The following is a 10,737-nucleotide window of genomic DNA, read 5'->3' as shown; positions in this document are numbered from 1 at the left end:
GCCGCGTCGCCGACCAGCACCGGTGGAGGACCCTTGCCGTGAGCAGCACCGCGTTATCCACCGCCGGCCGGTTTCCGGTTCGTCGCAAGCGACCGAACCGGCCGGCCGTGGATAACGCTCCTCGCCTTTTGGCGTCCACTAAACGGGTACCGGTCCAAGGAGCACCTGTGCAACGGGGTGAAGGTGCGGATCTACAGCCCGGCCAAGACCGTGGTCGATTGCTTCAAGCATCGCAACAAGATCGGTCTGGATGTGGCGCTGGAGGCCTTGAAAGACGCCTGGAGGACGCGCAAGGCGTCCGCAAACGACTTGTGGCGCTACGCTCAGGATTGCCGCGTCGCCACCGTGACGCGCCCCTACATGGAAGCAGTCGCCCACGACTGACGCCACGGCCACCGAGACGGGCGGGCTTCTCTTTGGTTTAAAAATTTGTTACGATTTTGAATGTTTTAAACCCAACCCAAGGAGGCGTCATGATTGCAGATCGCATTCGTCAAGCACGATTGGCGGCAGGTCTGACCCTGGGTGCGTTGGGCGAACAGGTGGGTGTTTCTCACACCGCCATCCAGAAGTACGAGAAGGGTCTGCTGACGCCGTCGTCGACTCAGCTGCTCAAGCTGGCCCGCGCCTGCGGCATTCGGACCGAATACTTCTTTCGCACGCATACGGTTGAACTCCTGCAGCCCGAGTTCCGCAAGCTCTCAACCTTTGGCAAGACGGCGCAGGATGCGCTGAAGATCAAGGTCGTCGAGTTGGTGGAAAAGCGCGTGGAGTTGCTCGGCGCATTTCCCGAACTGCCATTCCCGGCGTTTGCACCGCCCGCGAATCTGCCTGAGCGCATCGCCTCGCTGGATGAGATCGATGCGTTCTCGGATACGATCCGCAACGCTTGGCAGTTGGGGCTGAACCCGATTGCTGACCTCACCGACACCCTCGAAGGCCTTGGCTTGATGGTCATCGTGGTCGATGAAGAGAACCCGGGCTTCTCTGGCTTGACGGCTAAGGCACGGACCGAAGATGGCCGGGAATATCCGGTCGTGGCTGTTTCCAAACGCTGGCCTGGTGATCGGCAACGGTTCACCCTGGCACATGAGCTGGGGCACCTGCTGCTCGAGGGGAGACTGGCTGACGGCATCAACGAGGAGAAAGCCTGCGACCGGTTCGCCGGTGCCTTCCTGGCTCCGCGTGTCGCGGTGTTGCAGTTGCTTGGGGTACAACGCCATGCGCTGGAATGGCAAGAGCTCTACGTGCTCAAGCACGAGTTCGGTCTGTCGATGACTGGATGGCTGCAGCGCGCCAAACAGTGCGGCGTGATCACCGAGGCGGCTCACCTATCTATGTTCAAGCGGTTTTCGGCCAAGGGCTGGCGCAAGACTGAGCCTGGCGAACCACTGCCGCAAGAACATCCACGACTGTTTGATCAGTTGGTGTACCGCGCCTTGGCCGAGCAATACATTTCCGAAGGCAAGGCGGCGGAACTGCTGGGCATCCCGATGATGCGCTTCCACAAAGAACGCCAGCTGGAGTCATCGGATGCGGTTGCTCATCAGTGATGCGAACATCTTGATCGATATGGAAGCGGGAGCGTTGATGGAGACGCTCTTCCAGCTTCCAATGCAGTTCGGCATCCCTGATCTGCTGTACTACGAAGAAATTGAACCGGGCAGTCCTGGCCTTGAAAAGCTGGGCTTGCAGGTCATGGAGGTCAGTGGCGACTTCGTGGCCTATGCCCAGCAGCTGCCAGGCCAGCACAACCACCTGCTTCCCGCGAAAATCGGCCCCAAACCCAGTCACAACGACTACTTGGCACTGGCGCTTGCGAAGCAGGAGGCCTGCACCCTACTGACGGGCGACACCAATTTGCGGATTGTTGCCAACAAGGAGCAGGTCAACGTCATGGGCACTATCGGGCTGCTGTGCGCCATGATCGAGAACCAACTTCTAACAGTCGACGACGCCTTCAAGGCACTCGACCGAATGAAATCAGGCAAGAGACGGCTGCCCTGGCCAGAAGCCGAAAAAGTACTGAACGCGCTGCGTTGATCAGGTTCCGCCATCGGCAGGCAACCACTGCGGGCCAGTGGCTTTAATCCAATGTCCGCTGCAACACGCTCCATGCGGCAGCCCAGTCGATTCGCTCCTGCTCCAAGCGAACGTTTTGCCCCCAGCGCTGCTGCTTGAGATCCCGATAGATCTGCCGCTCTTGCTCCGTCAGTAGCGTCAGTTCCGTTGCTGGATGCTGCGTCGATTCATCCACCCACAGTGCCTTGTGTTGCAGCAAGGTGTCTTCGTCCATGAGCACGGATTGCAACTCTGGAATGTATGAACGGGCTCGATGCAGGATGGCAAATCCATGGGTGTCCAAATCACCCCAGTAGATGCAATTTGCGCGGACAAGCCAAGGGAAACGGGCCAACACGTCGACGTTATAGCCAAGGCGCATGAACACGACAGCGCCCGGCATGTCGGACATTGCCAGTCCCGTTTGAAGGTTCTCGACAATAAACACATGTGAGACGGGCAAATTGAGACCCGCCAGGTCTTCCACTGGTGCAGTAATGTCACCCACGCCACCGACCCTGGCTCGCAACTCCTGATCCAGCACCCGCATTCGCACAAGGAGTGGAGGTGCTTTCAGTCCGCAGCGCTGGTAGAAATCCAGGTCGCTGGAAGAGTCCTCTTGTATTGCGGCCACCAGATCCGTCAGCAGCCCTTTGCGCCCATCGAGCCATTTGCTATCCAGCCCGGACACTGGCAGCTGGCGGGGATAGAGGTCGGATTGTGGATGATTCGCTATCCAATCCAGCATCTCTGCAAGCCGATGAAAATCGGCATCACCGTAGTCCGCCAGGACATCAAAGTACCTCGGCAACGGCTGCGCCAGTACCGACCAGCGAGCGGTGAGCGTCCGGTAGCGCGATTGAGCACGCTCCCAGCGTGCGGACTCACCAATCCACATGGCTACATCCTCTGGGCCGCCCACCGCCAGCTTCTCCGGTAGTCGCTGAACGCCAAGCGCTTTCCAGCGGCGCTCACACCAGGACAAGGTGACCGATGTTTGTACGGTATTGGCTTGCCAATTTTGCCAAGCGCCCACCCAGGCGCGAACGCCGTCGACTTGCCTCAGCGCAGCCTGTTCCGTCGGTACGCCGAGCGGAACTTCCAGCGGCCATTGATCCTCGCCCGCATCACCGATCAACCACTCGCGGTGCTTGCGTTGAAAGCGACGGACGAGAAACTGCCGAACATCTTCAGGAAGCTTCAACGCTAGCCTCCTCTCGCGCGTGCTCTGGCAGCTTCAACCGCTGACGATCACCGTCGTACTCGATCAGCAGGACGCCTGAGACGCGCCGATCGCTGATATCCACGAAGCAGGCGCCGCCGATGAATGGCTCAAGGGTCATGACGGACTTCAGCGGCGTAGCGACCACCATCTGGAATCCGAAATTGGTAAAGATGTTCATCGCCAAGGCGGTGAACTCGTTATCCGCCTTGTCGAAGGCTTCATCCAGCACGACGGGCGCATACATCGGCACGCCGTGGTCGTTCCCGCCCAGTTGATAGCGCAGGGCAGCGGCCAAACACGTGGTGGCCAGCTTCTGCCGTTGGCCGCCAGACTTGCCTGCTCCGCTGCGGTAGATCTCAACCTCGACGCCGCTTTCATCGATCTCCCGCCCGATGAACTCAACATGCTGCCGAACATCGAGCACAGTCTCACGCCAGCGTTTCTGCTCGGGGTCCTGACTGGCGAGTCGATCAACAAGTCGTCGCAAGGCCAGAAACCGCGCCTCCGCAAACTCGCGATCCTCCGTCCATGCATGGCTCAGCGCCTGCTGGATCTGCTGCTTGAATTCCTTGACGTCGACAAGGTGCCGGTCACTGGCGTCGATGTGGAGATAGGTGCGTTGATTGGCGCTCTGGTTGAAGGGCACCTGGCCAAGGCTGTCGTTGACCAGATCCATCCGTTCCAGGATCGCCTTACGCGCATCGTTCAGGTAGGTGGAAAGCGCCGCCAGATTCTGGTGACTTTGGTTCTGTAGCAATTCAAAGAATCGCTGCTCATAGGCGGGCAGGCCATCCGTCTCCAGCCGAACCAGTTTGGCGAAGAAATCTGGAGCGCTGGCAAGGCTCGTGTCCATGTCGCCCGCATCCATCCGCCATTGCCGTTTGAAATCGGCAAAGCGCGCTTCTATTTCCTTCTCGCAGGCGCCAATCCCACGGTTGACCTCTTCGATCTCCGCATTGAGTGCACGTTCTACAGAAGTTGTCACCTTGTCGAGGTTATCGAGCCGGACTGCATCTGACTGCTTGGCGAAGCGCTCGTGGAGACCCGAAACCTGATGCGGCGTCAATGGAACGATAGACGCGTCCTGCAGGAGGGATTCCAGTTTCTGGGTGCTGGTCTTAATCTGGTCAAGAATCGAGTCGTGCGCACGCGTTGCCTGGCGAAGCTCCTTATCAGCATCCTCGACGAGCTTCTTTTGTTCACCGATCTGCTCGCTGATTTGCAGCAGGGTGGTATTGCCCTCCCGCGCTTCGCGGATCTGCCGTTCAATGGTGGAGATGCGATCCAGCAATGGGAGCACATCTATTTCCTGCCACTGGAGATTCACCAGAGTCTGGCACTGCATCGCTCGGGCCGCACGATTCTTGTCCTGGTCGGAGAGCTTGTCGATCTCCCCGCCGAGGCGCGATATGGTGTCAGCCAGCTCCTGCGCCTGGGTTTGGAAGAGCGCAAGCTTCTCGCGGTTGTCGAACCCGAGTACCCAGTTTCGTCGGTCGCCGACACTTCTGCGGTCGTCTTTCTCATGCCGGGTTTTGCTGTGCTTGACCTGACCCTCACGGGTAATGGCGCGATCTGCGCTCCTGAACGACTGAATGGAATCGACGCACGCGTAATCGAAGCGTTGCCGTAGCTCGGCCTGGAGCCAATCGGTATACGTCCCCTCCTTGACGTTCAGCTTGAGGACGAGCGAATTGGCACCAATGGGCTTGGCCTGCCAGGTCTCCGGGCGGCCAGTCCGGTAATACACCAGGCGCTGGCCGAGGTGGGTGGCGTTGATGTGGTTGGCTAGCGCTGAATACTGGCGCTCGTCTACCAAGAGTGAGAGCGCGAACCCGTGCAGTACGCGCTCAATGGCCCCCTGCCATTCGGCCTCGTCAGGCTTCACCTCGACGAGTTCGCCAACAAAGGGAAGTGCCGACTCCGAGATCCCGATGGCGCCAGCGATGTCTCGACGCATTTCCAGCATGTCCGCCGGAATGTTTGATGGCTGGCGCTGGAGTGCCTGCACCTCTTTCAGTGCTTGCGAAAACGCGGTCTCGGCATCCTTTTTTTCTCTGTCCAGGCGGAACTGTTCTTCGCGGTTCGCGTTGCTGCGCTGCTCCCAGTTTTCAACCTCCTGCCGTGCGTTGCCCAACAGCTCAGCGAACGCCTGTGGCGAATCCGGGAGGCTCCAGCCCAGCTTCTTGCACGCCTCTTCGGCCTGACCGCGTTTGCGCAGACGATCCGTGCGCTGGCCCTCCAGCCCAGATTTCTCTACTTCCCATTGCTCGATCTGATCACCGCCTGCCTCACGGTGCTGTCGCTCCAGATCGCGCAAGATTGCGGCGTGGTTATCCAGGGTGCTTTGACGCCGCCCAACTTCACCCTCTGAGCCGTTGGCTTGCACCTCCAGGGATGCCACGTGCTCCTTGAGGAGCTCAATGCGTCGGGTTTCCCGATAGCCATCAACGCCAAGCCGAAGCTCATCCAAGCCATTGCGCTGCAGCATCAACGAATCCCGGCGCTGATATTGCTCCCGCGCTGGCGCGAGCGTTTGAACCTGTTCGCGAGCCGTGACGACCGCCTGGTGGGCCGCATTGAGTTCGCCAAATTCGCTGACCAAGCGATCCGCCACCTCGAAGGTCTCGGGCTTGTCGAGCATGAAGTCGCGCAGGAAGGTATTGAGGTCGCCGAGGTTCTTGGCCGACTGGGTTTTGTGCAGCAAGCGCAGCGCCATTTCGCTCTCGATGCCGAGCAGACGGCAGAACCGTTCGCAATAGGGGCGAAATTCGTCGCGTGCGAATGCCTCCGGGAAGGACTGCTTGAGCTTCCGGATGTCGAAGTTGGATTGGCCAAAATCCTCCAGTTCGCGCAGATCAAAGGCCCGCTCTATGACGAGGTAGTGGCGTTTGACGTCGGCGCTGCCGTTCGCATTGCCCCGCAGCCAGAATACCTGAACCAACACCACAGACTGACCCAAGGCATTCCGGTAGGTCAGCGCTAAGGCAGACCAGGTCGTCCCCGCGCGCAGGTAGCGGGTTGCGATCTCGCCTGACTCCCCATCCTTCTGTTCAGCCCACGCACCACGTATGTAGGTGACGAGGTTCCGGTCGCGGCCACTGCGGTCCGCCTCGCGCGCAGCCGCGTTGAAGTCGATCCAGCGAGGTGGCGTCAGCAACGCCGAAAATGCATCGAGCAGCGTCGACTTCCCAGCGCCGGATCTACCAACAAACAAAAAACCTCGCTCGCTGATCGGTACGTCATGTAGGCCGGAGAAAGTGCCCCAGTTGTAAACCTCCAAGCGGGTCATCCGGAACTGCTCGCGGGCAAACAAGGAGGCGGTTTGGGGTTCCGAGATCATTGGTCGGCCTCCTCATCGGCATCAGTCTGAACCAGTTGCGCTGGTGTCTCTCCGGCCGCCATGCGCTGATACAGGTGCGTCAGCGCTTGTATTTCCTCTGCTGAGAAGAGGAGTTTTAGCGTCGGCGAAATCTCGAAGCGATCCTCGCTCGAGCGAATCTTCTGCAGGATGCTGTGCTTCTTAATCTTCTCAACGGAGGCGTGAACCCGTTTCACGAACCCTGCACGGTCGGTATTCGCGGCGCGCTCATAGAGGGAGAGAAACTCCGTGATCTCGTCTGTCGACACCACGGCACGGTCGCCCTGAGAGTCCGCCTGGGTCAATCGCTGGCGAAAGTGGAGCAGCAGAATGGAGTCAATGAACGTCAGCTGGGCGCGACGCAACAGGAGAGGCACCTCAAGGTCGCCGGTATCTGCTTGGCGCGTGAAGGCCACTTGCACCTCTCGGTCGATAACCAGTTCGAGAAACAGCTCGGCAAGGCGCCGACGGATCACCGCTTCGTCTCGTACCAAGACCGGCCAGAGTTTTGGATGCCGACGCCCGTCGAGCGATGGACCTGCCAGCAGTTGCACCAGGGCGCGCCGGGTATCCAGTGGCAACTCGCCGCTGTCGCCCAGGAAGAGGGTGTTGGCAGGCGCCTGAGCAGCATCGGGTGCTTGTGCTTCGACTGGCATTGCCGATTCGTCGTTCTCAGACCAGTTCATTGGCCCGCTCCGTCAAAAAGAAGATCTTTGGAATTCGGGCGCTACGACGCTCGTCGTCGCCTCCAACCCAGCCTACGGTTTCACTGCGGTCGGACTTGAACCCATGCCGACTGCCCAACGCCAGCAGGCCGACGACGCTGCCCAGCCCCTGTGCGGCGGGGAACTGCTTCAGCACGTCGGCAATCGATGCCTGGGAGCGTTGCTCCAGGACTGCCAGCACGTTGGCCTTCAGGGTTCGGAAGTCGATCTCGGACTGTGCGACCAGTTCGCTCACAGACTCAAGGTCGATGGGCGGCGCATCCCCTTCTGCCATCTGCCCGGGCAATGCTTGCAGGGATGGGTCGTGCAGCACCCATTGGGACAAGGAGCGCAAACGACTGCTCGTGAGCTCAAGCGTGTACTGGAGGGTTTCTGTGGCCCTGACTTCATCCTTCAGGCTCAGTGCTGCGCGCTGAGCGTCTTTCAGCAGGTGATTGAGTCGGCGTTGCTCGAGGTATTCACGACTCTGGACGAAGTGCTTCAGGCTGCGCGCGAAGGTCTGGAGCACCTCGTGAACCATGCCGCCCTGCTCAAGAAGGGTGCGCGTCAGCCGCAGAAGGAATCGTCGCTCCTTGGCCTCGAGCTGCCCCACAAACTCCCGCGACATAACGCTATCAAGTGCCTGATCAAGCGTGGCCGCCTGTTCTGGGTCCGTAAGCAATCGCCAGAAAGCGGAGAAAGTCCTTCCGGCGTCGCTCTCTGAAATCAGGTCGATTCCGGCAAACAGCGAATCCAGCACATCTCCACGATTGCCATCGTTGTCCATGATGCGTTCACGAAGATCGCGATTGAGCTGGTCGAACTGATCTCGAACACGGCGGAAATCACCGGCCAGATCGTCGGCCAGCGTGATGATCTCCCGCGTGCGCTCGAGCGCCGTGGTATGGGGCAGCACGCGCATCTGCCCCTTCTGGATGGCGTCAATCTCCTTGTCGATGCGGGCTTTCTCAGCCATGAGCCGGTCGATGCGGCGGAACTTGTCGGTGTCAGTTTCCTCGGCAAGTCGGGCCAAGGCCTCGATGACAAGCGTCAGACGACTTTCGGTCGCGGCGGAGTGCGGCTGTGCCAGTCCAGAGACAAACCGAATGGCTTCGACGGCCGCCGTGGAGAGTTCATATTCCTCTTCTGAAGCCCCAGCCGGGAAGCGTCGCTCCAGGAATCCATCGGCGAGCCAGCTGGCGACATACGCCTGTGCCGTTTGGGGAAAGTCTTCGCCTTGGGCGCGCAGTTCCTCCAGATCCCTTGCAATGCGTTCGTGAAAAATGGAGGCAGGGAGGCTTCGCTCGCCTTCATACAGATGAGATTGAAGCAGGCCAATGACGGTAGGCCCGGTAGTCGAGGCAAGCAGCCGCCACAGCGGCTGCGCCCGCATGCGCCGGTAGGTCGCGATGGCTTTGTCTGCTTTCACTCCCATGCTCCAAAGTGCGGGCATCGCCCGTCATGTGGTAATCACAATGCAACGCATACAAGAATCAAAAACATTGCATTGCCACATTCTAGAGCATCTTATATACTTCCCGCAATAACCCGCACAAGTATTCGTTAACCCGATAGAGCGCTCAGGAATGCCCAAAGACCAACTTGCAGAACTGACCCAGCCTCAGCGCGACCGGCTCGCCTTCATTGAGCTGCGTGTGCGCTTCGTGGGGGAGATCCGTCGGCAGGACCTGGTTGCGCGGTTTGGCATCCAGTCCGCAGCGGCAACTCGGGATTTGGCGCTCTATAAGGAGTTGTCTCCAGGCAACATCGACTATGACCCCAAGGGCAAGGCCTACGTCCTGGGGTCGGACTTCCGGCCCGTGTTCGACTATCCCCCGGAGCGGGTGATGTCGTGGCTGACTCAAGGATTTGGTGACGGCGAACCGATGCGACTCAAGGTGTGGGTGGCTAGCGAGAGTCCGTCGCGGCTTACGCACCCGGATCTGGATGTGTTGGCAAGTGTGACTCGAGCGATCCACCAGGAATGCGCTCTCGCTGTCGACTATTACTCGATCTCAAGTGGCAAGTCCGAACGAGAGATTGTTCCCTTCGCATTGATCGACAACGGCTTGCGCTGGCATGTCCGCGCCTTCGACAGGAAGTCCCAAGAGTTCCGAGATTTCGTCATCACCCGGATCAAGAACCCTATCGTGCTCAAGGGGCAGCCAGTTGCAGCTCATGAGATGAGTAACCAAGACATCCAGTGGACGCGCATCGTAGAAATTGAGCTGGTGCCGCACCCGGACCGGCCACGTCCAGAGATCACTGAGATGGACTACGCCATGGATCGTGGTGTGCTGACCATGAAACTTCGCGCAGCCACAGCTGGGTACATCCTGCGTCAGTGGAGCGTCGACTGCTCGCCAGACCACAGCCTGCGGGGCCACGAATACCGACTCTGGCTTAAAGATCACCTAGCGCTTTACGGCGTCAAGAACGCGCTGCTTGCCCCGGGTTATCGATCGCCTGACTCACGAAACATCATGGGCAAGGCCGACTGATGCGCCACGCCGCTACAGAACAACCAAATATGACTGGATTTCCTACATGCCCTTAACCCTGCCACAGCTAGAACGCCACCTCCTCAAAGCCGCCGACATCCTGCGCGGCAAGATGGATGCCTCCGAATTCAAGGAATACATCTTCGGGATGCTCTTCCTCAAGCGTTGCTCCGACGTGTTCGACCAGCACCGCGAGAAGATCATCCAGGAGGAAATGGCGGCAGGTCTGACCGAAGCCGAGGCCATCGAGAGTGCCGATCAAAAAGACTGGTACATGGAAGAGGGCTCATTCTGGGTGCCGCCACAGTCACGGTACGAATACCTGCTAAACGATGCACATCAAAACGTCGGTGATTTTCTGAATAAGGCGCTGGCCGGACTGAAAACCGGCAACACCAGCCTCTACGACGTTCTCGAGCACATCAACTTCACTCGCGAGGTCGGCCAGAGCAAGATCCCCCATATCAAACTGCGACAGTTGATCACCCACTTCAGCCTGCACCGCCTGCGCAATGAAGATTTCGAGTTCCCCGATTTGCTGGGTGCTGCCTACGAATTCCTGATCGGTGACTTTGCTGACTCCGCTGGCAAGAAAGGTGGCGAGTTCTATACGCCGCGAACAGTCGTGAACATGATGGTGCGCCTAATAAAACCCGAGTTGCAGCATCACATCTACGAAGAAGCCAGCGGGCTACATCCTCAAGCAGTCCAGCCTTTTCGAGTAATGAGGCCGAACTGATGCAAACCCGATTGAACGAAGAGTGACCAGATGAAGGAATCCTACCTTTCGACCCTGCTGCAGATGAGGCTCCTCGTCGGATTTCTGGGCGAGCGCGCCCAGTTCGGATGGTGGCCAACGTCATTTCACGAGGCCTCGAGTCGCCTGTT

7 protein-coding genes and 2 pseudogenes are annotated in these 10,737 nt (G+C 59.1%); 5 read left to right on the top strand and 4 right to left on the bottom strand.

Annotated features, from left to right (window positions below; genetic code table 11):
* Positions 1-171: 171 nt before the first annotated feature.
* From Q1M07_RS01000 to Q1M07_RS00990, 3 genes and pseudogenes are all read left to right on the top strand, one after another.
* Positions 172-384 (top strand): annotated as a pseudogene (locus Q1M07_RS01000) (hypothetical protein); the annotation flags it as partial.
* An 89-nt stretch (positions 385-473) separates the two neighbouring features.
* Complete coding sequence (locus tag Q1M07_RS00995; RefSeq protein WP_300449396.1) at positions 474-1,553, top strand: XRE family transcriptional regulator; 1,080 nt, start codon at positions 474-476, stop codon at positions 1,551-1,553.
* Positions 1,534-2,043 carry a PIN domain-containing protein gene (locus Q1M07_RS00990; protein ID WP_300449393.1) on the top strand — a complete coding sequence of 170 codons (510 nt, stop codon included), beginning with the start codon at positions 1,534-1,536 and terminating at the stop codon, positions 2,041-2,043. The genes Q1M07_RS00995 and Q1M07_RS00990 overlap by 20 nt, the downstream gene beginning before the upstream one ends.
* Before the next feature lie 43 nt (positions 2,044-2,086).
* On the opposite strand, the gene Q1M07_RS00985 is transcribed toward Q1M07_RS00990, so the two are convergent.
* Genes Q1M07_RS00985 through Q1M07_RS00970 form a run of 4 tightly spaced genes read right to left on the bottom strand, consistent with a single transcriptional unit; the run spans position 2,087 to position 8,777 of the window.
* Positions 2,087-3,265 carry a DUF3322 and DUF2220 domain-containing protein gene (locus tag Q1M07_RS00985; RefSeq protein ID WP_300449390.1) on the bottom strand — a complete coding sequence of 393 codons (1,179 nt, stop codon included), beginning with the start codon at positions 3,263-3,265 and terminating at the stop codon, positions 2,087-2,089.
* Positions 3,252-6,626 (bottom strand): ATP-binding protein, encoded by a 3,375-nt coding sequence (locus Q1M07_RS00980; protein ID WP_300449387.1) that lies wholly within the window; start codon positions 6,624-6,626, stop codon positions 3,252-3,254. The genes Q1M07_RS00985 and Q1M07_RS00980 overlap by 14 nt, the downstream gene beginning before the upstream one ends.
* Positions 6,623-7,330, bottom strand: a complete 708-nt coding sequence (locus Q1M07_RS00975; protein ID WP_300449384.1) for a DUF4194 domain-containing protein — start codon at positions 7,328-7,330, stop codon at positions 6,623-6,625. Before Q1M07_RS00975 ends, Q1M07_RS00980 begins: the two co-directional genes overlap by 4 nt.
* Complete coding sequence (locus Q1M07_RS00970) at positions 7,317-8,777, bottom strand: DUF3375 domain-containing protein (protein ID WP_300449381.1); 1,461 nt, start codon at positions 8,775-8,777, stop codon at positions 7,317-7,319. Before Q1M07_RS00970 ends, Q1M07_RS00975 begins: the two co-directional genes overlap by 14 nt.
* A gap of 157 nt (positions 8,778-8,934) precedes the next feature.
* On the opposite strand from Q1M07_RS00970, the gene Q1M07_RS00965 reads away from it, so the two are divergent.
* Together Q1M07_RS00965 and Q1M07_RS00960 are read left to right on the top strand one after the other, a co-directional pair.
* The gene (locus Q1M07_RS00965; RefSeq protein WP_300449379.1) at positions 8,935-9,849 is read left to right on the top strand and encodes a WYL domain-containing protein; all 915 of its coding nucleotides are present in this window, start codon (positions 8,935-8,937) and stop codon (positions 9,847-9,849) included.
* Positions 9,850-9,895: 46 nt separating this feature from the next.
* Positions 9,896-10,528 (top strand): annotated as a pseudogene (locus Q1M07_RS00960) (type I restriction-modification system subunit M N-terminal domain-containing protein); the annotation flags it as partial.
* Between the last annotated feature and the right edge of the window lie 209 nt (positions 10,529-10,737).

It is taken from the genome of Accumulibacter sp. (genome assembly GCF_029255285.1).
Classification (GTDB): Bacteria; Pseudomonadota; Gammaproteobacteria; order Burkholderiales; family Rhodocyclaceae; genus Accumulibacter.
The sequence above is the reverse complement of the archived record's forward strand: the minus strand, read 5'-3'. Positions and strand labels throughout refer to the sequence as shown.